16 protein-coding genes are annotated in these 20,962 nt (G+C 63.0%); 15 read left to right on the forward strand and 1 reads right to left on the reverse strand.

The features are described 5' to 3' along the window. Positions 1-44: 44 nt before the first annotated feature. The 12 genes from C2L65_RS05865 (at position 45) to C2L65_RS05925 (ending at position 13,714) form a co-directional block, all read left to right on the forward strand. Positions 45-671 (forward strand): YfgM family protein, encoded by a 627-nt coding sequence (locus C2L65_RS05865; protein ID WP_042307123.1) that lies wholly within the window; start codon positions 45-47, stop codon positions 669-671. Positions 672-739: 68 nt separating this feature from the next. Then, on the forward strand, positions 740-1,885 hold the full coding sequence (gene bamB, locus C2L65_RS05870) for an outer membrane protein assembly factor BamB (RefSeq protein WP_042307125.1): 1,146 nt from the start codon (positions 740-742) through the stop codon (positions 1,883-1,885). A 412-nt stretch (positions 1,886-2,297) separates the two neighbouring features. After that, positions 2,298-3,638 carry a ribosome biogenesis GTPase Der gene (gene der / locus C2L65_RS05880; RefSeq protein WP_042307129.1) on the forward strand — a complete coding sequence of 447 codons (1,341 nt, stop codon included), beginning with the start codon at positions 2,298-2,300 and terminating at the stop codon, positions 3,636-3,638. A 190-nt stretch (positions 3,639-3,828) separates the two neighbouring features. Beyond that, complete coding sequence (gene hfq, locus C2L65_RS05885) at positions 3,829-4,065, forward strand: RNA chaperone Hfq (RefSeq protein ID WP_007580427.1); 237 nt, start codon at positions 3,829-3,831, stop codon at positions 4,063-4,065. A 58-nt stretch (positions 4,066-4,123) separates the two neighbouring features. Further along, positions 4,124-5,368 (forward strand): GTPase HflX, encoded by a 1,245-nt coding sequence (hflX, locus tag C2L65_RS05890; RefSeq protein ID WP_081920877.1) that lies wholly within the window; start codon positions 4,124-4,126, stop codon positions 5,366-5,368. A gap of 30 nt (positions 5,369-5,398) precedes the next feature. Continuing rightward, a complete protein-coding gene (gene hflK, locus C2L65_RS05895) occupies positions 5,399-6,790 on the forward strand; it encodes an FtsH protease activity modulator HflK (RefSeq protein ID WP_042307133.1) in 1,392 nt (463 codons plus the stop codon). 11 nt (positions 6,791-6,801) lie between these two features. Continuing rightward, on the forward strand, positions 6,802-7,719 hold the full coding sequence (gene hflC / locus C2L65_RS05900; protein ID WP_042307135.1) for a protease modulator HflC: 918 nt from the start codon (positions 6,802-6,804) through the stop codon (positions 7,717-7,719). Positions 7,720-7,762: 43 nt separating this feature from the next. Next, the gene (locus tag C2L65_RS05905; RefSeq protein ID WP_007580434.1) at positions 7,763-7,954 is read left to right on the forward strand and encodes a DUF2065 domain-containing protein; all 192 of its coding nucleotides are present in this window, start codon (positions 7,763-7,765) and stop codon (positions 7,952-7,954) included. A gap of 264 nt (positions 7,955-8,218) precedes the next feature. Next, positions 8,219-9,370, forward strand: a complete 1,152-nt coding sequence (locus C2L65_RS05910; RefSeq protein ID WP_042307137.1) for an ATP phosphoribosyltransferase regulatory subunit — start codon at positions 8,219-8,221, stop codon at positions 9,368-9,370. A gap of 220 nt (positions 9,371-9,590) precedes the next feature. Continuing rightward, on the forward strand, positions 9,591-10,937 hold the full coding sequence (locus C2L65_RS05915) for an adenylosuccinate synthase (RefSeq protein WP_007580438.1): 1,347 nt from the start codon (positions 9,591-9,593) through the stop codon (positions 10,935-10,937). A gap of 2 nt (positions 10,938-10,939) precedes the next feature. Beyond that, the gene (locus C2L65_RS05920) at positions 10,940-11,524 is read left to right on the forward strand and encodes a phosphoribosyltransferase (protein ID WP_042307138.1); all 585 of its coding nucleotides are present in this window, start codon (positions 10,940-10,942) and stop codon (positions 11,522-11,524) included. Positions 11,525-11,827: 303 nt separating this feature from the next. Next, a complete protein-coding gene (locus C2L65_RS05925) occupies positions 11,828-13,714 on the forward strand; it encodes a potassium transporter Kup (protein ID WP_007580443.1) in 1,887 nt (628 codons plus the stop codon). Positions 13,715-14,642: 928 nt separating this feature from the next. Here the strand turns inward: C2L65_RS05925 and C2L65_RS05930 are convergent. Continuing rightward, positions 14,643-16,979, reverse strand: coding sequence for a Tex family protein (locus C2L65_RS05930; RefSeq protein ID WP_042307153.1), 2,337 nt, complete (start codon positions 16,977-16,979; stop codon positions 14,643-14,645). A 162-nt stretch (positions 16,980-17,141) separates the two neighbouring features. Here C2L65_RS05930 and C2L65_RS05935 point away from each other — a divergent pair, with 162 nt between their 5' ends. The 3 genes from C2L65_RS05935 to yoaA all read left to right on the forward strand — a co-directional run bounded on the left by C2L65_RS05935 (position 17,142) and on the right by yoaA (position 20,804). Next, positions 17,142-18,149: a colicin transporter gene (locus tag C2L65_RS05935; protein WP_233446476.1), complete on the forward strand. Its 1,008-nt coding sequence runs from the start codon at positions 17,142-17,144 to the stop codon at positions 18,147-18,149. A 102-nt stretch (positions 18,150-18,251) separates the two neighbouring features. Next, positions 18,252-18,470 (forward strand): DUF465 domain-containing protein, encoded by a 219-nt coding sequence (locus C2L65_RS05940; RefSeq protein WP_035990715.1) that lies wholly within the window; start codon positions 18,252-18,254, stop codon positions 18,468-18,470. 69 nt (positions 18,471-18,539) lie between these two features. Next, a complete protein-coding gene (yoaA, locus tag C2L65_RS05945) occupies positions 18,540-20,804 on the forward strand; it encodes a DNA repair helicase YoaA (protein WP_042307248.1) in 2,265 nt (754 codons plus the stop codon). Positions 20,805-20,962 lie beyond the last annotated feature (158 nt).

The raw sequence follows: 20,962 nt of genomic DNA on the forward strand, positions 1-20,962 counted from the left end.
CGGCCCCATTCATATAAAGCACCAGGAAAGGAAAACGCGTCGCGATGAGTTACCACGACGAACAAGAGTCGCTTGAAAGCCTGAAGGCATGGTGGGCGCAGTGGGGGAATGGCGTCACGTGGATCGTGCTGGTCGCGCTCGTTGCGGCCGCTGGCTGGAACGGCTGGAACTACTGGCAGCGTCATCAGGCAGCGGAAGCTGCCGTGCTGTACGACCAGGTTCAGCAAGCCACGGCGGGCACGGACAAGGCGGCCATCACGCGCGTCGCGACCGACATGGAAGACAAGTTCAGCGGCACGGCTTACGCGCAGATGACGGCGCTCGCAGCCGCGAAGGCGCTGTATGCGGCAGGCGACGAACCGGGCGCGAAAGCGCAGCTCCAATGGGCCGTCGACCACGCGAAGGACGACGAATTCAAGCAGATTGCGAAGCTGCGTCTCGCGTCGCTGCTGCTCGATGAAAAAGCCTATGACGCCGGTCTCGCGTTGCTGAACGATCCTTCGGACGCGTTCAAGGGCGTCGTCGCGGATCGCCGCGGCGACCTGCTCGCCGCGCAAGGCAAGCGCGACGATGCACGCGCCGCCTACAAGCTCGCGCTCGACTCGCTGCCGAAGAACGATGCCTCGGCCCGTCAACTGATCCAGTTCAAGCTCGACGCGCTGGGCGGCTGAACGTTGCACGCCGCTGCAACGTCCGCCGACAATTTTTGATCAATACAACATACATGCTTCGTTCACCGATGAATCTGCTGAAACGTTACGCTGTGCCCGTTGCCTGTGCGATGACCGTGCTTGCTCTGACGGCCTGCTCATCGTCGAAAGACGAGCGCCGCGTGCCTACGCCGCTCACCGAGTTCAAACCCGTGCTCGACGTGCAGCAGGTGTGGACGTCCAGCGTCGGCAAGGCCGGACGCTATATGTTCTCGCCCGTGACGGTCGGCGACGCCGTGTATGCGGCGGGCGCGAACGGCTCGGTCGCGAAGATCGATGCCAAGACGGGCAAGGATTTGTGGCGCACGAAGGTCGACGGCGACCTGTCGGCCGGCGTCGGCACGGACGGCACGCTGACGGCCGTCGGCGGCCTGAAGGGTGAAGTGTTTGTGCTTGACCAGAGCGGCAAGCTGTCATGGAAGGGCCTTGCGCCGGGCGAAATCCTGTCGCCGCCGCTGGTCGGCAACGGTCTCGTCGTCGTACGTACGGTGGACGGTCAGATCACCGCGTTCAACGCGCAAACGGGCGAACAGAAGTGGAACTATCGCAACCGCGCGGTGCCGCTGAATCTGCGCGTATCGTCGGGCATGACGTTCGCGGGCGACCAGGCCGTGCTCGCCGGTTTCCCCGGCGGCCAGTTTGCGGCGATCAACCTGCAGACGGGTGACGCATACTGGACGACGCCTGTGTCGTATCCGAAGGGCGTGACGGAAGTCGAGCGTATCAACGACGTGACGGGCCCGCCCACGCTGATCGGCGCCGAAACCTGCGCGGTCACGTTCCAGGGTCAGCTTGGCTGCTTCGACGCCAACTCGGGCCGTGCGCTGTGGGAAAAGGCATTCTCGAGCACGAGCGGTCTCGCTCAGGACGACCGTGTCGTGGTTGCGGGCGACGACTGGGCAATCGTGTCGGCGTTCGACGCCAACACGGGCAAGCAACTGTGGCGCAACGACCAGCTGAAGAGCCGTGATGTCAGCGTGCCGATGCTGCTCGGCCACGCCGCCGTGGTCGGCGACTATCAGGGCTACGTGCATTTCCTGTCGCGCGACGACGGCACGTTTGTCGCCCGCGCGAAGACGGACGGCAGCGCGATCACGGCTGCGCCCGTGCTGGCGGGCGACACGCTGATCGTGCAGACGCACGACGGCGATCTGTACGGTTTCCGTCCGCGTTAAAACGTAGTTGGGCTGCGCGGCGCGTCGTGGACGGCGCGTCGTGCGGTGAATCCAGGCCGGCTTTGCCGGCCGCACTTTTTTTGATGGCGTCCCGATTCTGATCGGGACGAGCGCGGAAGTAGCATGCCGCCCCACATCATCGGGACCGCCAGTCGGGCTGCACGGGCGGTCATCCGGCACGCGTCGCGTCATCACGTGCGATCCAGGTGGCGCCGATCGGGTCGCACGCGCCACTGGGCGGACCCACGCAGGCAGCCAACCTGAAATCCGTTCGCATGCGCAAGCTCCGCGCGTTCGAATTGGGTCAAATTCGTGATAATTTTCGTCAAACGCAGCCGTGCAACGGCCGCATGGCGTTGCCAGCGCGGCAAGTCGACCGTTCGATGCCGCGCCTCACTGTGAACAAGATCTGATGAAACCCGTTATTGCCCTCGTCGGGCGCCCCAATGTGGGGAAATCCACGCTGTTCAACCGGCTCACGCGTTCGCGCGATGCGCTCGTTGCCGATTTGCCCGGTCTTACACGCGACCGTCACTACGGTGAAGGCCGCGTCGGCGGTGAGCGCCCGTATCTCGTCGTCGACACGGGCGGCTTCGAACCTGTCGCGAAGGACGGCATTCTGCATGAGATGGCGCGCCAGACGCGTCAGGCTGTCGAGGAATCCGACATCGTCGTGTTCATCGTCGACGGCCGCAACGGCCTTGCGCCACAAGACAAGTCGATCGCCGACTATCTGCGCAAGACGGGTCGGCCAATTTTCCTCGTCGTCAACAAGGCCGAGGGGATGAAATACTCGTCGGTGGCCGCCGACTTCTACGAGCTGGGCCTCGGCGACCCGCGCGCGATTTCCGCTGCGCACGGCGACGGCGTGACGGAAATGATCAACGAGGCGCTCGACGCCGCGTACGCCGGCCAGCCGGAAGAGAGCGACGAGGAGAAGGCGCAGCATGGTGTGAAGATCGCGATCGTCGGGCGGCCGAACGTCGGCAAGTCGACGCTCGTCAACACGCTGATCGGCGAAGACCGCGTGATCGCGTTCGACATGCCGGGCACGACGCGCGACTCGATTTACGTCGACTTCGAACGGCAAGGCAAGAAATACACGCTGATCGATACGGCTGGCCTGCGCAAACGGGGTAAGGTGTTCGAGGCGATCGAAAAATTCTCGGTCGTGAAGACGCTGCAGTCGATTTCCGACGCCAACGTCGTGATCCTGCTGCTCGACGCACGCCAGGACATTTCGGAGCAGGACGCGCACATCGCGGGCTTCGTCGTCGAACAGGGCCGGGCGCTCGTGGTCGGCGTGAACAAGTGGGATGGCCTCGACCCGCATGTGCGTGAGCGCACCAAGGCGGATCTTCAGCGCAAGCTAAAATTCCTCGAGTTCGCGAAGTTCCACTTCATTTCTGCAGCGGAAAAGACGGGCATCGGCCCGCTGATGCGCTCCGTCGACGACGCCTACAAGGCGGCGATGACGAAGCTGCCGACGCCGAAGCTCACGCGCGCGCTGATCGAAGCCGTCGAGTTCCAGCAGCCGCGCCGCCGCGGTCCTGTGCGTCCAAAACTGCGCTACGCGCACCAAGGGGGACAAAATCCGCCGATCATCGTGATTCACGGCAACGCGCTCGACGCCGTGACCGATACGTACAAGCGCTACCTTGAAAACCGCTTCCGGGAAACTTTCGGGCTGACGGGCACTCCATTGCGAATAGAGTTTCGTTCGACGACGAATCCGTACGCGGACAAGGGCTGATACAGGCGTTCGACGCAGGCCGGTTCATGGCTTGAAATCCGGCCTGAAACCCGCATGTACATTGGGTCCTGGCCGAACGGCCAGGCAAAGCGCTGGTCAATAAAAATCGGCTATAGTGTAGCGATTGACGGCGGATTTCTTTTTCTTCGCCGGCAATAAAGTCAACCTGCAAAAAAACACGGAGTTTGCTATGAGCAACAAAGGGCAATTGTTACAAGACCCGTTTTTGAACGCACTGCGTAAAGAGCACGTGCCGGTCTCGATCTATCTGGTCAACGGCATCAAGCTTCAAGGGAACATTGAATCGTTCGACCAGTACGTCGTGTTGCTCCGGAATACGGTGACCCAGATGGTCTACAAGCACGCTATCTCGACTGTCGTGCCTGCCCGTCCGGTGAATTTCCACCCGGATTCCGAATCGTCCTAACCTCTCGTCGCGGCCGGTCGAGCGTCGTCCGCAGGCGACACAGCCCGGCCGCTTCATTTTGACATCGACCAATTTGATCAACGCAGCGCTTGTCGGCATCGACTTCGGTAAGATCGATTTCGAAGCCAGTCTCGAAGAACTCAGCCTGCTCGCGCAAAGCGCGGGTGCCCATCCAGCCGTCACCCTCACCGGTCGCCGTTCCAGTCCCGATGCCGCGATGTTCGTCGGCAGCGGCAAGGCCGAAGAGTTGCGCCTCGCGTGCGAGGCGAACGACATCGACATCGTCATCTTCAACCACGCACTTGCGCCGGCACAGCAGCGCAATCTGGAGCGTACGCTTAACAGACGTGTGGTCGATCGCACCAGCCTGATCCTCGATATCTTCGCGCAACGCGCGCGCAGTCACGAAGGCAAGCTGCAAGTCGAACTCGCGCAATTGCAATATCTCGCCACGCGGCTGATTCGCGCGTGGACCCACCTGGAGCGGCAAAAGGGCGGTATCGGCCTGCGCGGCCCCGGTGAAACGCAGCTCGAAACCGACCGCCGGCTGATCGGCGAGCGCATCAAGATGCTCAAGGTGCGGCTCGAAAAGCTGCGCCGCCAGCACGGCACGCAGCGACGCGCGCGGGCGCGCAATCGCACGATGTCGGTGTCGCTGGTCGGCTACACGAACGCGGGCAAGTCGACGCTGTTCAACGCGCTGACCAAGGCCCAGGCCTACGCCGCCGACCAATTGTTCGCCACGCTCGACACCACTTCCCGCCGCGTGTATCTCGGCGAAGAGGTCGGGCAGATCGTCGTCTCGGACACCGTAGGATTTATCCGCGAATTGCCTCACCAACTGGTGGCCGCTTTCCGCGCCACGCTCGAGGAAACCATTCACGCTGATCTGCTGTTGCATGTGGTCGATGCATCGAGCGCGGTGCGGCTCGATCAGATCGATCAGGTCAACGACGTGCTGCGCGAGATCGGCGCGGATACGATCCGGCAGGTGCTCGTGTTCAACAAGATCGACGCCGTGCCTGAACTGGCGGCCCGGGGCGACGCGGTCGAGCGGGACGAGTATGGTAATATTTCGCGCGTCTTTTTGAGCGCGCGCACGGGGCAAGGGCTGGACACACTGCGCGCTGCCATCGCCGAAATCGCAACTGCCGAACATCTGCCGGAGTCTGACGGTCTATTGTCGGAGGGAGGCCCGGAAGCGGCGGCATTTCATCAAGAGCAACGCGATGATGAAGGCGAAGACCACCGCGAAGACCGCAAGATCCCAGACACGGGCGCTGACCCGTTCCAATTGCATTGACCCGCTGTCTACTCTGGTGAACGAACACAGGTGAACGATTACAACGAGCGGAGTATCTGGCTGCGTCTGCGCGGCATGTTGTCGCTGAACGACCCGCGCTGGGGCCGGGGCGAAGGCAATGGCGATCGCCAGCGTCTGAACGATTCGAAGCGTCCGCCCAACGGCAAGGACAGCGAAGGTCCGCCCGATCTCGACGAAATGTGGCGTGACTTCAACCGGCGTCTGTCGCGTATGTTCGGCCGCAAGGGCGGCAGCGGCGGCGGTCCGCGTCCGGACAACGGGCGCGGCGCGCGCATCGGTGTCGGCATCATCATCGGCGTGCTGATTGCGATCTATCTCGGCAGCGGCGTGTTCGTCGTGCAGGACAACCAGGCGGCCGTGGTGCTGCGCCTGGGGCAGTTGCGCGGCACGGTCGGGCAGGGCGTGCATTGGCGTCTGCCGTATCCGTTCGAATCTCATGAAACCGTCAACGTCGGCCAGGTGCGCTCGGTCGAGATCGGCCGCAACAACGTGGTGCGTCTCGCGAACGTGAAGGACGCGTCGATGCTCACGCACGACGCCGATATCGTCGACGTGCGCTTTGCCGTCCAGTACCAGATCCGCAAGCCGACCGATTATCTGTTCCGCAGCGCCGATCCTGATCAAAGCGTCACGCAGGCCGCGCAGGCGGCCGTGCGGGAGATCGTCGGCTCGCGCAGCACGAACGACATCCTCTATCAAGATCGCGAGGCCATCCGCGCGCAACTGACGGAAGCCATCCAGCATTCCCTGGACGAATATCACACGGGGCTCGCCGTCACGGGCGTGACGATCCAGAGCGTGCAGCCGCCCGATCAGGTGCAGTCCGCGTTCGACGACGCCGCAAAGGCGCGTCAGGATCGCGAGCGTGCAAAGCGCGACGCGCAAGCCTACGCGAACGAATTGCTGCCGCGCACGAAGGCGGAAGCCGAGCGCATGATCGATGACGCGAAGACCTACAGCGACCGCGTCGTCGCGCAGGCGCAAGGCGATGCCGAGCGCTTCAAGGAAGTCTATGCGCAGTACTCGAAGGCGCCTGCCGTGATTCGCGAACGCATGTACCTGGAAACGATGCAGCAAATCTACTCGAACACGACGAAGGTGTTTGTCGACAGCAAGTCGGGCAGCAACGTGCTGTACCTGCCGCTCGACAAACTCGTCGAGCAGACGCGTCAGCGCGTGGCCGAATCGGCTGCGGCCAGTGCCGCATCTGCGGCGCAGCCCGCACAAAATGCACAGAGTGCTCAGGGTACACAAGCGGCGGCGCAGGGCGGCAACACGCCCACGATCATCACGCCGCCCGCCGCGCCCGTCAGCAGCGCCAGCCAGGCGGCCGCCGCAAGCGACGCCTTCCGTTCGCGTGATTCGTTCCGCAGCCGCGGCCGCGAAGACGATCTGCAATAAGGAGCGCGAACATGAACAAAATCGTTGCGCTCGTCGTGGCCGTCGTGATCGTGCTGTTCGCAGCGTCGTCGATGGTATTCGTCGTTGATCCGCGGCATATGGCTGTCGTCTCCGCGCGCGGCGACGCCGCGCCCACGCTCGCGGGCCCCGGCCTGCACGTGAAGCTGCCCCCGCCGCTGCAGACGGTGACATCGGTGGACACGCGCATCCAGTCGATGGATGCACCCGACGAAGACCGTTACGCCACGTCCGATAAAACGGATCTGCTGGTGAATCCCGTCGTCAAATTCCGCGTGTCCGATCCCGTGAAGCTCGTCACGGAAACCAAGGGCGACGTGCAGAGCCTGCCTGACCGGCTCGCGCTGCTCACGCGCGGCGCGCTCGGCGACGCGTTCGCGAAATACACGCTGACCGATGCGCTCGCGAAGCAGGACGCGATCGCGACTCAGGCGCGCGATGGCATGCAGAAGGGCGCGGCGTCGCTGGGCGTCGACGTCGTCGACGTGCAGTTCACGCGGCTCGATTTCCCGGCTGCAATGGCCGATTCCGTCTACAAGCGGATGATTGCCGCGCGCCAGCAGGTGGCCAATCAGGAGCGCGCGGACGGCGCAGCCGAAGCGGACCGGATCAAGGCGGACGCCGCGCAACAGCAGCAGGCCGTGCTCGCCGACGCCTACAAGCAGGCGCAGGCGACCAAGGGCGAGGGCGACGGCAAGGCTGCGTCGATTGCCGCCGAGGCGTATGGCAGCGACCCGCAGTTCTATCAGTTCTACCAAAGCATGCAGGCGTACAAGAACAGCTTCAAACCCGGCGACGTGATGGTCGTCGACTCGAGCAACGATTTCTTCCGCTTCATGCGCGGGCCGGACGGCGCCGCCGCCGCCGTTCAATCGTCTTCCGGCGCGTCGACGGGCGCGCGCAAACACTGATAACCGGAACGCCGCGGCATATGGATCGCGGCGGCCTCATCGCATGGACATAGCCGGCTCGTTATTGCTCGCGATCGCACTGATGCTGATCATCGAGGGGATGTTCCCGTTCGTGTTTCCGAGCGCCTGGCGCGACACGTTTCGTAGAATAGCGGAGCGCCCGCCGCACCACATCCGGATCGGCGGGCTGATCGTCATGGTGCTCGGGCTGCTATTGCTGTTGATCGCGACCTGAGCGGGCGCCATGCGACGCCGGACGGCACTCACGAGGTGGCCGTCCGTTTCCGGACACTGTGCGCAGCACGCGACATGCGTCGTAATGCGCCAAACGCCGTTCGCTTTGCCGGCCATCACGGCGGGCCGGGATGTCGCCGGCTCCCCGGGGATGAAACCCGGAACGAAGCCCGAAGCGGGCACCAAGGTTCCCCGCGCCGCGCATCACCCCAATTTCCGACGGCGTTTGCCATGACGCCGGATTCACCGTCGTAGGACTGTATCGATGTCGACCTGGTTACTTCCCGAGAATATTGCCGACGTGCTGCCGTCCGAGGCACGCAAGATCGAAGAACTGCGCCGCCGGCTGCTCGACCGTTTTCGCGCGTACGGCTACGAGATGGTCATGCCGCCGCTGCTCGAATACCTGGAGTCGCTGCTGACAGGCGGCGGCAGCGACCTGAACCTGCGCACCTTCAAGCTCGTCGATCAGCTGTCGGGACGCACGCTCGGCCTGCGCGCCGACATCACGCCGCAGGTCGCGCGCATCGACGCGCACCTGCTGAACCGCCAGGGCGTGACGCGTCTTTGCTACGCGGGCAATGTGCTGCATACGCGCCCGCGCGGTCTGCACGCGACGCGCGAGCAGATCCAGATCGGCGCTGAAATCTACGGTCATGCGGGTCTCGAAGCGGATCTGGAGATTCAGCAACTGATGCTCGACGCGCTGCATCTCGCCGGACTCGGCCGCGTGCGTCTGGATCTGTGCCACGCTGCCGTACTTGGCGCGCTGATCGATGGCGAGCCGGCTGCCGCGTCGCTCGGCGAGGGCCTTTATGAAGCGCTCGCGGGCAAGGATGTGCCGCTGCTGAACGAACTGACGGCGAACCTCACGCCCGTCACGCGCGACGCGCTGCGCGCGCTGCCCACACTGTACGGCGACGCGTCCGTGCTCGAAGAAGCGCGCGCGCGGCTGCCGAATGCGCCCGAAATCGCACGGGCGCTTGACGACCTCGCGTTCCTCGCGCAACAGGTCGACGGCGCGGAAGTGATGATCGATCTGGCCGATCTGCGCGGCTACGCCTATCACAGTGGCGTGATGTTCTCGGCCTACGTCGATGGCGTGCCGAATGCCGTCGCGCGAGGCGGCCGCTATGACAAGGTCGGTCAGGCGTACGGCCGCGCCCGCGCGGCAACGGGTTTTTCGCTGGATCTGCGCGAAGTGGCGCGCATCTCGCCCATCGAGGCGCGCAGCAGCGCGATCCTCGCGCCATGGCAGCACGACGAAGCGTTGCGTACGAGCGTCGCCGCGCTGCGCGATGCGGGCGAAGTCGTGATCCAGGCGCTGCCGGGCCACGACTATGCGCTCGACGAATTCGCGTGCGACCGCGTGCTGGTCGAGCGTAATGGTCAGTGGGTCGTCGAAGCGAAGTCGTGATGCCGTGAAGGCCTGCCGCGTCATGTGAAACGTGACACCGCAACCATCGAACGCGTGGCCGCTCCGTGCCACGCGCGGCCGGGCCGCAGCGCCTCGCCGCTCCCATGCCTTTGAGCGCAAAAGGAAATTTCGGAAAAAATCCCGGTATCAGTCCGTGAAAAAATCGGGAACCTTTCGCGAACATAGGTAAAATACGTTTTTAACCAGCTTAAGAAACAACATGTCTGCCAGCGCAGTGAATGTGAACCCTGGGCGCAATGTCGTCGTCGTGGGTACCCAGTGGGGTGATGAAGGCAAGGGCAAGATCGTTGACTGGCTGACGGACCACGCGCAAGGCGTCGTTCGTTTCCAGGGCGGTCACAACGCCGGTCATACGCTCATCATCGGCGGCAAGAAAACCATCTTGCGACTGATTCCGTCGGGCATCATGCGCCCGGGCGTCGCCTGCTACATCGGCAATGGCGTCGTGTTGTCGCCTGAAGCGCTGTTCAAGGAAATCGAAGAGCTGGAATCGGCCGGCGTCGACGTGCAGAAGCGTCTCTTCATCTCCGAAGCCACCACGCTGATCCTCCCGTACCACGTTGCCATCGACCAGGCCCGCGAAGCACGTAGCGGCGCCGGCAAGATCGGCACGACGGGTCGCGGCATCGGCCCGGCCTACGAAGACAAGGTGGCGCGCCGTGGCATGCGCGTGCAGGACCTGTTCGAGCCGAAGACCTTCGCTGAACGCCTGCGCGCGAACCTCGATTTCCACAATTTCGTGCTCACGCAATACCTCGGCGCACCGGCTGTCGACTATCAGCAGACGCTCGACATGATGCTGAGCTACGCAGACCGTCTGAAGCCGATGGTCACGGACGTCTCGCGCCGTCTGTACGACGAGAACGCCGCGGGCAACAACCTGCTGTTCGAAGGCGCGCAAGGCACGCTGCTCGATATCGACCACGGCACGTATCCGTTCGTTACGTCGAGCAATTGCGTCGCGGGTGCGGCGAGCGCGGGCGCGGGTGTCGGCCCGCAGAAGCTGGACTACATTCTTGGCATCACGAAAGCGTACTGCACGCGCGTCGGCTCGGGTCCGTTCCCGAGCGAACTGTACGACGCCGACAACGCCAACCGCCAGGAAGAAGTCGGCCTGACGCTTGCGAAGGTCGGCAAGGAATTCGGCTCGGTCACGGGCCGCCCGCGCCGCACCGGCTGGCTCGACGCCGCCGCGCTGCGCCGCTCGATCCAGATCAACGGCGTGTCGGGTCTGTGCATCACGAAGCTCGACGTTCTCGACGGCCTCGATGAAGTGAAGCTGTGCGTCGGCTACACGATCGACGGCAAGAGCGCCGACATCCTGCCGCGCGGCGCGTCCGAAGTCTCGCGCTGCGAGCCGGTCTACGAAACGTTCGGCGGCTGGCAGGAAAGCACGGTCGGTATCAAGGAATGGAGCAAGCTGCCGGCGAACGCTCAGGCGTATTTGTCGCGCGTGCAGGAAGTGGCGGGCGTGCCGATCGACATGGTGTCGACGGGTCCGGACCGCGACGAAACCATTCTTCTGCGTCACCCGTTCAAGGTTTAAGCATGATCCAGGGTGTACCCATGATTGAAATGAAGGACCCGCGCAACGACGAGCGCAACCTGTGGGTCGGCTGGGACGAATATCACCGGCTGATCGAGTTGCTTGCGCTCGCCGTCCACGAATCGGGCTGGAAGTTCGACAAGATCCTGTGCCTGGCGCGCGGCGGTCTGCGGGTCGGCGATCAGCTCTCGCGCATCTACGATCTGCCGCTTGCGATTCTCGCGACCAGCTCGTACCGCGAAGCGGCGGGCACGGAGCAGGGCGACCTCGACATCGCGCAATACATCACGATGACGCGCGGAGAACTGTCGGGCAACGTGTTGCTGGTCGACGATCTCGTCGATTCGGGTGTGACGCTCGCGCGCGTGCAGCAGCATCTGAAGGAGCGTTATCCCGCGATCACGTCGGTGCGTTCGGCGGTGCTGTGGTGGAAGGCGTGCTCGAAGGTGAAGCCGGACTATCACGTTCACTATCTCGCGACGAACCCCTGGATCCATCAGCCGTTCGAGGAGTGGGACACAGTGCGTCCGCACAACCTGAGCGCATGGATCAAGCGTGGCCAGGAGCGTTCGACGGACGCCAGCTAGTATCCGCCCGCCGTCGTGCAAGTTGATGGCGGCGTGCTGCAAACTGAAACGGAGCCTCTCGAGGCTCCGTTTTTTATGTTCGCTTCACATTCGTCGATGACCGCGGTCAAACGGGAAGAATTTGACAATGCAGCCCTTGACACGCGCAAACACACGCCGGCCATGGGGTGTGATGCTACACTCGACCGACGCTGCCCGACTTCGTGGCGTCAGCACAACGGGCCGAATGGTGGGCTTTGTCGCCTATATTCTTTAGAATAGCGTTCGTTTTTTGCCGCTCAGGAACGGATTCTTTTCGCGTTTATGACAGACAACTCTCACGTCCCCAAGCAGCCGTTGCCCTCGCTTGCAGTCGCTGCGATCGGCGTGGTTTTCGGGGACATCGGCACAAGCCCGCTGTATTCGCTGAAAGAAGCCTTCAGCCCCTCCCACGGCATTCCCCTCACAGAAAGTTCTATCCTCGGCGTCATCTCGCTGCTGTTCTGGGCGATCATCGTGGTGGTCAGCATCAAGTACGTGATGTTCGTGATGCGCGCCGACAACAACGGCGAGGGCGGCGTGCTCGCGTTGATGGCGCTGTCGCTGCGCTCGTTCGACACGAAGAGCAGGGCGGCCGGCCTTCTGATGATGCTCGGCATTTTCGGCGCCTGCATGTTCTACGGCGATGCCGTGATCACACCTGCTATTTCGGTGATGTCGGCTGTCGAAGGTCTGGAGATCGCTGCGCCCAAGCTCTCGCATCTGGTGCTGCCGCTGACGATGGTGATCCTCGTGCTGCTGTTCTGGATCCAGCGACACGGGACGGCGATGGTCGGCAGGCTGTTCGGCCCGATCATGGTGTTGTGGTTCGTGACGATCGCGGTGCTGGGCCTGTCGCATATCGTGCAGGCACCGGAAGTGATCAAGGCGCTCAATCCGTACTACGCGTTCTCGTTCATGTCGGCGCACCTGCTGCAGGCGTACGTGGTGCTCGGCTCGGTCGTGCTGGTGCTGACGGGCGCGGAAGCGCTGTATGCCGACATGGGCCACTTCGGCGCGGCGCCCATTCGTTGCGCGTGGTATTCGCTCGTGATGCCGTCGCTGGTGCTGAACTACTTCGGCCAGGGCGCGTTGCTGATGCACGACCCGAAGGCGATCGAAAATCCGTTCTTTCTGCTTGCACCTGACTGGGCGCTGCTGCCGTTGGTTGTGCTGTCGACGGTCGCGACGGTGATTGCATCGCAAGCGGTGATTTCGGGCGCGTATTCGCTGACGAGCCAGGCGATCCAACTCGGCTATGTGCCGCGCATGAAGATCCTGCACACGTCGGAGCTGGCGATCGGGCAGATCTATGTGCCTGTCGTCAACTGGATGCTGTTGTTCATCATTCTGTGCATCGTCCTGGCGTTCAAGAGTTCGGACAATCTGGCCGCGGCCTACGGTATTGCCGTGACGGCGACGATGGTGATCACGACGATCCTCGCGAGCGTGGTGATGGTGAAGGTGTGGAACTGGAACAAGGGCGTTGTCGCGTTGATTATCGGCGCGCTGCTGATTGTCGACCTTGGGTTCTTCGGCGCGAATCTGCTGAAAGTGGCGGAGGGCGGGTGGTTGCCGCTCGGCATCGGCGCGTTGCTGTTCTTCCTGCTGATGACGTGGTTCAAGGGGCGCATGATCGTGAAGGAGCGCACTGCCGCCGACGGTATTCCGTTGATGCCCTTCGTGCAAGGACTGCTTGCGCATCCGCCGCATCGCGTGTCGGGTACGGCCATTTATCTGACAGGGAGCGCGACGCTCGTTCCTGTGAGCCTTTTGCATAATCTCAAGCACAACAAGGTGCTGCACGAGCGGACCATTTTTCTGACTTTCATCACGCGGGATATTCCTTATGTTGAGGATAAGGACCGGTTGACTGTCAAGGATGTTAGCGGTGGGCTATTTCTTGTGAAGGCTGCGTATGGCTTCAACGAGACGCCGGATGTGAAAGCCGTGCTCGAGCAGATCAGCGTGTCGCACGATATGTCGTTTGAGTTGATGGACACGTCGTTCTTTCTCGCGAGGGAGACTGTCGTGCCGACACAGTTGCCCGGTATGTCCGTTTGGCGTGAGCGTGTGTTTGCATGGATGCATCAGAATGCTGCGAAGCCGACTGATTTTTTTAGTATTCCCGCGAATCGTGTTGTTGAGCTTGGGACGAAGATAGAGATTTGAGGTTTTTTTCGTCTTGCGACGCTGGGTGGTTTGCTGGTTTTGGCGCTGGCATCCGCGGTTGAGCTTTCGCGGCGCGGGCGTTGCCGGGCGGTGTTTTGACTTTGCGCTGGCATCCGCGATTTGTTAGCGTGGTTCACGCGTCGCCCCTGTGCGGGGCGGCACCTACTTTTCTTTGCCGCCGCAAAGAAAAGTAGGCAAAAGAAAGCGGCTCACACCGCCAGTTCTTCTTCCTGCCTGAGGGCCCCCGAAGGTTCTTACGCTTCACACGGCAATCACGTGACCCACGTTCGTTGCCAGCGCTCTTGCGGTGCGCCTCATCCGCTTCACGCTCCCGCGTTTCAGCATGCCTTTCCAGATAGTCGACGGCCGCCCAGGTGGCAAACTGTGTGTAGGGCGTAGTGCCTCGCACGCCTCACTTCGGACCGAAAGTACACGCGTTCCACCCTGTAAGAGCGCCAGGCTATACGACGCGACAACCTACACACAGTTTGCCACCTGGGCGGCACATGCCATACGCTGCCGTCAGCCCTTATGTGGGTGTTTGAAGTGGGTGAGGCGCTCATTTAGTGCGTTGGCAACGAGCGCCAACAGAGACGATGCCGTGTGAAGCGTAAGACCCTGTGGGGGCCCTCAGGCAAAAAGAAATGTTGGCGGTGTTAGCCGCTTTCTTTTGCCTACTTTTCTTTGCGGCGGCAAAGAAAAGTAGGTGCCGCCCCGCACAGGGGCGACGCGTGAACCACGCTAACAAATCGCGGATGCCAGCGCAAAGTCCAAAACACCAAACGGTGACGTGTGAAGCGCGAAGGCATAACGCGGATGCCAGCGCAAAGATCAAGCCAAACCGCCCGCGCCGCGAAGGCGCCAACGACCGCGCAAAGACCACAAAAAACGGGGGCACACGGGGCAAAAGCCCCGCTCGTCCACACACTTACCGTTTTAATTTAGCAAAAGCCGCCGCCATAGCATTAACCGGCTCCGGCCCCCGCGCGCGTTGCTGCGAACGTCCGGCACCCGCACCCGCGCCTGCACCCGAACCCGACCGCCCACCCGAGCGCTCCTGCGGGGCACCCGCAGCCACATCATCATCCAGCCGCATGGTCAACGAAATCCGCTGACGCTTGACGTCGACCTCAAGCACTTTCACCTTGACGATCTGCCCGGCTTTGACGACCTCATGCGGGTCCTTGATGAACTTTGTCGACATCGCCGACACATGCACGAGCCCATCCTGATGGACGCCGATATCGATAAACGCACCAAACGCAGCCACGTTCGTCACGACACCTTCAAGCACCATACCCGGCGCCAGGTCGGAAATCTTCTCAACGCCTTCGCGGAAAGTCGCAGTCTTGAACTCAGGGCGCGGATCACGCCCAGGCTTCTCAAGTTCAGAGAGAATATCCCGCACAGTCGGCAGACCGAAACGATCGTCGACGAACTCGGCAGGTGACAGCTTCGACAACGCATCGCGATTCCCGAGCACGTCGCCAATGTTCCTGCTGATCTTCGCAAGCATCCGTTCAACGACGGGATACGCTTCCGGGTGAACTGACGAGCGGTCGAGCGGATTCTCGCCGCCATTGATGCGCAAGAAGCCCGCCGCCTGCTCGAACGTCTTGTCGCCAAGACGCGGTACCTTGCGCAGATGGTCGCGCGTCGGGAACGGACCGTTCGCATCCCGATAATCGACGATATTGCGCGCAAGCGTCGCGTTCAGGCCGGACACGCGCGCGAGCAGCGCAACGGAAGCCGTGTTCGCATCCACGCCGACAGCATTCACACAGTCTTCGACGACGGCATCGAGCGAACGCGCGAGATCGCGCTGGTTCACGTCATGCTGATACTGCCCGACGCCAATCGCCTTCGGCTCGATCTTCACGAGTTCAGCGAGCGGGTCCTGCAAGCGGCGCGCGATCGACACCGCGCCGCGCAGCGACACGTCCATATCCGGGAATTCCTTCGCCGCGAGCTCCGATGCCGAGTACACAGAAGCGCCCGCTTCCGACACGACGATCTTCTGCAACTTGAGTTCCGGATGACGCGACATCAGTTCGCTGGCGAGCTTGTCCGTTTCGCGCGACGCCGTGCCATTACCGATACTGACCAGTTCCGCCTGCGTCTGCGCAGCGATGCGCGCGAGCTTCGCGATCGAGCCGTCCCAGTCGCGGCGCGGCTCGTGCGGATAAATCTGATCCGTGGCGAGCACCTTCCCCGTGCGGTCGACGACGGCTACCTTCACACCCGTGCGCAGACCCGGATCGAGGCCGATCACGGCCTTCGGGCCCGCCGGCGCCGCCAGCAGCAGATCCTTCAGATTGCGCGCGAACACACGGATCGCTTCGTTTTCGGCTTCTTCGCGCAGATTCGTCAGCAGTTCGTTTTCGATGTGCGGCTGCACCTTCACGCGCCAGCACCAGCGGCATACATCGGAGAGCCACTTGTCCGCCGGCCGGCCCTGATTCGCGATGCCGAAGTGGCGCGCGATCATCGCTTCGCCCGGATGCGGCACCTGCGCGTCGAGTTCTTCGCCGAGTCCCAGCTTGATCATCAGCACGCCGGCATTGCGGCCGCGGAACAAGGCGAGCGCGCGGTGCGACGGCACGGTGCGGATGGTTTCCGAATAGTCGTAGTAGTCGCGGAATTTCTCGCCTTCTTCGCCTTCCTTGCCTTCGACCACCGCCGAGCTCACGACGCCCTGATTGAACAGATAGTCGCGCAGCTTGCCGAGCACTTCGGCCGTTTCGCCGAACTGCTCGGAGAGAATGTCGCGCGCGCCGTCGAGCGCGGCCTTGACGTCCGCGACGCCTTTCTCGGCATCGACGTATTGCGCGGCCTCCGTCTGCGGATCGAGCAGCGGGTTCGCGAGCAGCGCGTCGGCGAGCGGCTGCAGGCCGGCTTCGCGGGCGATCTGCGCGCGCGTGCGGCGCTTCGGCTTGTACGGCAGATAGAGGTCTTCGAGGACCTGCTTGCTGTCGGCGCCTTCGATCGCGACGCGCAGTTCGTCCGTGAGTTTGCCTTGCTCGTCGATGCTCGCGATGATCGCGGCGCGCCGGTCTTCGAGTTCGCGCAGATACAGCAGGCGTTCTTCGAGCGTGCGCAGTTGCGTGTCGTCGAGATTGCCGGTGACTTCCTTCCGGTACCGGGCGATAAACGGAACAGTCGCTCCTTCATCGAGTAGTTGCACCGCGGCCGCGACCTGGCGCGGCTGGACGGTCAGTTCGGTGGCGATGCGCTGTACGATCTTGATTGCTACGGTGTCCGTCATAGGGTCTTGATGTTCCTGCCGGATTCGACTGTGGCCGTGCTGCGCGAAACACGCGGCGGCCGGGTTGCGGAAAAGTCGTCAAAGCTCGTGAAAGCTTGCTGAAGCGGGGCATTTTGCCATAAATGACCGAGCGCTCAAGCGCGGGGTGATAGAATTTCAGGCATGTTCCGCTGCCCATCTACGACGTTGCCGACCTCACGCCTCACGTCCGGAAATCTGCCCGGATCTCCACGCCGATCTCCGCTCGCATCGCCCGTCTTCAGGCCAGAGGCCGCGTCCGTTGCCCTTTGGTTTGCCGGGTCTGTCCGCCGGTTCGCGCTCGCCGCGTCGCTGGCGTTCGTCGCGTGCGCGGTGCTTGCGCCCGCGCTTGCCGATGCGCAGGAGAATGCCGTGGCGGCATCGTCGGCCGCTTCGACTTCGGATACGGCTTCGGGCGTGCCGGCCGCGAATGATTTCGACGCGCGTCAAAAGACGCTCGATACCCGCACGGCGGAGAACAACTACCGTTACGGCGTCGCCCAGCACAACTGTTATAGCAAGTTTTTCGTCAATCATTGCCTGAACTCGGCCCGTGAAGACATGCGTGTCGTCGCCGCCGACATTCGTAAGGAGCAGCTCGCGCTGGACGACGAAAAGCGCGTCGAGCACGCGCGGCAACGCGACGAGCAGGCGGCCATCAAGCGCGCACAGTACGAAGCAGACGCGCCCGCGCGCAATGCGCAGGACGAGCGCAATGCGCAGGCGTACGAAGACAAGCAGCGTCAGCATCAGTTGAGTCAGGCGCAGCGCAACGCAGAAGCGCCGCAGCGTGCCGCCAACGAGCAGGCTTTCCAGCAGAAGCAGCAACAGCACGCCATCGATCAGGCGCAGCGCGGCATTTCGCCTTCGCAAGCGGCCGCGAACCAGAAGGCCTACGATGCGAAGCAGGCCGACTTCCAGCGCAAGCTCGACGAGGCGCACCAGCAGGCCGCCCAGAAGGCTCAGGAGCGCACCGAGAAGCAGCAGCGCTTCCAGCAGAAGCAATCGGAAGCGGCGCAGCACAAGGCCGATGTCGAAGAGCGCCAGAAGCAGGCGGCCGAGAAGGCCAAACAGAAACAGGAAGAACAGGCGAAACAGCAACAGCAGCTCGAGCAGCAACAGAAGCAGCAGCAACAGCAACAGCAGCAGTGAGCATCAGTCAGCAACAGCCGTAACGCGTTTCAGGCCGGACAGCAACCTCGAGCGGAGCGACCGCGCAGCGCGGCCTTCGCCCTTTCGAAAGAGGAGGCGAGCATGCGCGACCATCATCGCGTCGTCAATTCGGACACACTGCGCGACCGCATTCTGCAACTGGAATCGGAGCATAGTGGGCTTGATCGGTTGATCGACAGAATGTCCGAGGAACCCGGCATCGACGACCTCGAGATCCAGCGCCTGAAAAAGCGCAAGCTCAAGGTCAAGGACACCATCATCTTGCTGCAATTGCAGCTTGAACCGGAAGCCCGCAACTGACGGAGCGGCCAGGCAGGCGCCGGCCCCGTTCAGCATGTGGCGCGCCGGACTTTGCAGGAATCGCTTGCCTTGAATTCATCGCTTCAATCTTCTTCCCGGACGGCATCGGCGGGCGCTTCGGACGCCGCTGCCGCCGACGAGCACGCGGCGAAGCCCGCATCGGGCGGCGGCGCGCTGGCCGCGTCGCTGAGTCACAAGCGATCCTCCGAACTCGCCGACATCTTCGCCGCCGACGGGCTGCTCGCGCGCCAGATCGACGGCTACCGGCCGCGCGCGTCGCAGATCGAAATGGCGCGTGCCGTGGCCGCCGCGATGGAAGCATCGGGCCGCGCGATGCCGGAGCCCGCGATGTTCGAGGCGCAGAAACGTCCGGCGCGGCGCTTGCAGCAATCGGCGTCGGCAGCGCAGTCCGCACCTGAAGACGCAGCGGCCGCTGACGGCAATACCGAAGGTGGCGAGAACACGCTGATCGTCGAAGCGGGCACGGGTACGGGCAAGACCTACGCGTACCTCGTGCCGGCGATGCTGTGGGGCGGCAAGGTGGTCGTCTCGACGGGCACCAAGCACTTGCAGGACCAGCTCTTTCAGCGCGACATTCCGACCGTGCGCGACGCGCTCGCGGTGCCCGTGTCCGTCGCGATGCTCAAGGGCCGCGCGAACTATCTGTGCCACTACTATCTGCAACGCACGGCTGACAATGGCCGCCTGCCGTCGCGGCAGGAAACGTCGTATCTGCAGGACATCATCCGCTTCGCGAAGATCACGCGCACGGGCGACAAGGCCGAGCTTGCAAGCGTGCCGGAGACGGCGGCCGTGTGGTCGATGGTGACGTCGACGCGTGATAACTGCCTCGGCCAGGAGTGTCCGCACTACAAGGACTGCTTCGTGATGCAGGCGCGCCGTGAGGCGCAGCAGGCCGATATCGTGGTCGTCAATCACCATCTGTTCTTCGCCGACATCATGCTGCGCGATACGGGCATGGCCGAACTGCTGCCGACGGCGAACACGGTGATCTTCGACGAAGCGCATCAACTGCCCGAGACCGCGACGCTGTTCTTCGGCGAAACGCTTTCCACCACGCAATTCCTCGAACTCGCGCGCGACTCGGTCGCGGAAGGTCTCGGCCATGCACGCGATGCCGTTGATTGGGTGAAGCTCGGCGCGGCGCTCGAACGCTCGGCCCGCGACGTGCGGCTCGCATTCAAGGAAGATTCAGTGCGGCTGTCGATTGGACAGTTGCCCGACGATCATCCGTTGTTCCCCGCGCTCGAAGCCGTCGAAACCGAACTCGATGCGCTCACGAGCGCGCTCGCCGGGCAGTCGGAGCGTGCCGAGTCGCTGGGCGCGCTGGTGCGCCGCGCGCGCGAGTTGCAGGAGGTGCTGTCGGGCTGGACCACGCCGCCCACCGAAACCGAACGCGACGCCGCAACGGACGCCGCAAAAGCGGCGGAGAAAAGCGATCCGAACGAGAAGGTTCGATGGATCGAAGTGTTCTCGCATACCGTGCAGTTGCATGAGACGCCTCTATCCGTCGCGCCCATTTTCGCGAAGCAGCGCGCGGGCGTGCCGCGCGCGTGGGTGTTCACATCGGCGACGTTGTCGGTGCGTGGCGACTTCGCGCACTACGCGGCGCAGATGGGTCTCAACTCGCGCCGCTCGATGACGCTGCCCAGCCCGTTCGACTACGGCACGCAGGGCCTGCTCTATGTGCCGCGTAATTTGCCGCAGCCCTCGTCGCCGACGTTCACCGACGCCGTGTTCGATGCGGCGCTGCCGGCGATCGAAGCATCGGGCGGTGGTGTGTTCATGTTGTGTACGACGCTGCGCGCCGTCGATCGCATCGCGACGAAGCTGCGCGACGTCATCGAGTCGCGCGGCTGGAACATGCCGTTACTCGTGCAGGGCGATGCGAGCCGTACTGAACTGCTCGACCGGTTCCGCTCCTATGGCAATGCGATTCTCGTCGGCAGCCAGAGCTTCTGGGAAGGCGTCGATGTGCGCGGCGATGCGTTGTCGCTCGTCGTCATCGACAAGCTGCCGTTCGCGCCGCCTGACGACCCCGTGCTGTCCGCACGGCTCGATGCGCTGACGAAGAAGGGCTTGAGTCCGTTTGCCGTGCATCAACTGCCGCAGGCCGTCATCACGCTCAAGCAGGGCGCAGGGCGTCTGATCCGCTCCGAGACCGATCGCGGCGTGCTGATGATCTGCGACACGCGCCTCGTCGACAAACCGTATGGGCGCCGGATATGGCAGAGCCTGCCGCCATTCAAGCGCACGCGTGAAATCGACGTCGTGCGCGAGTTCTTCGAAGAGAAGGCACAGGCTTCGGAATAAGCGCTCGTTACACCGAAACCACCCTGTTGCAAGATGCGGCGGGGAAATCACTTTGTTATTAAGGCCGGACTGCGTGTTGTGGCTTAACGACATGAATTGACCAAAATGCATCGAATGCATGCAAGCGGAATAATCGCGATTAATAGCGGCGCATAAGC

Origin of the sequence: Paraburkholderia terrae (genome assembly GCF_002902925.1) — a bacterium.
GTDB classification, from domain to species: Bacteria; Pseudomonadota; Gammaproteobacteria; order Burkholderiales; family Burkholderiaceae; genus Paraburkholderia; species Paraburkholderia terrae.

Bases quoted from the DNA above. Each gene is read 5' to 3' on its own strand.
- C2L65_RS05935 (WP_233446476.1), top strand. From the start codon at position 17,142: ATGTTCCGCTGCCCATCTACGACGTTGCCGACCTCACGCCTCACGTCC.
- C2L65_RS05910 (WP_042307137.1), top strand. From the start codon at position 8,219: ATGTCGACCTGGTTACTTCCCGAGAATATTGCCGACGTGCTGCCGTCC.
- C2L65_RS05930 (WP_042307153.1), bottom strand. From the start codon at position 16,979: ATGACGGACACCGTAGCAATCAAGATCGTACAGCGCATCGCCACCGAA.
- hfq (WP_007580427.1), top strand. From the start codon at position 3,829: ATGAGCAACAAAGGGCAATTGTTACAAGACCCGTTTTTGAACGCACTG.
- C2L65_RS05865 (WP_042307123.1), top strand. From the start codon at position 45: ATGAGTTACCACGACGAACAAGAGTCGCTTGAAAGCCTGAAGGCATGG.
- hflC (WP_042307135.1), top strand. From the start codon at position 6,802: ATGAACAAAATCGTTGCGCTCGTCGTGGCCGTCGTGATCGTGCTGTTC.
- C2L65_RS05915 (WP_007580438.1), top strand. From the start codon at position 9,591: ATGTCTGCCAGCGCAGTGAATGTGAACCCTGGGCGCAATGTCGTCGTC.
- bamB (WP_042307125.1), top strand. From the start codon at position 740: ATGAATCTGCTGAAACGTTACGCTGTGCCCGTTGCCTGTGCGATGACC.
- C2L65_RS05940 (WP_035990715.1), top strand. From the start codon at position 18,252: ATGCGCGACCATCATCGCGTCGTCAATTCGGACACACTGCGCGACCGC.
- C2L65_RS05920 (WP_042307138.1), top strand. From the start codon at position 10,940: ATGATCCAGGGTGTACCCATGATTGAAATGAAGGACCCGCGCAACGAC.
- C2L65_RS05925 (WP_007580443.1), top strand. From the start codon at position 11,828: ATGACAGACAACTCTCACGTCCCCAAGCAGCCGTTGCCCTCGCTTGCA.
- C2L65_RS05905 (WP_007580434.1), top strand. From the start codon at position 7,763: ATGGACATAGCCGGCTCGTTATTGCTCGCGATCGCACTGATGCTGATC.
- der (WP_042307129.1), top strand. From the start codon at position 2,298: ATGAAACCCGTTATTGCCCTCGTCGGGCGCCCCAATGTGGGGAAATCC.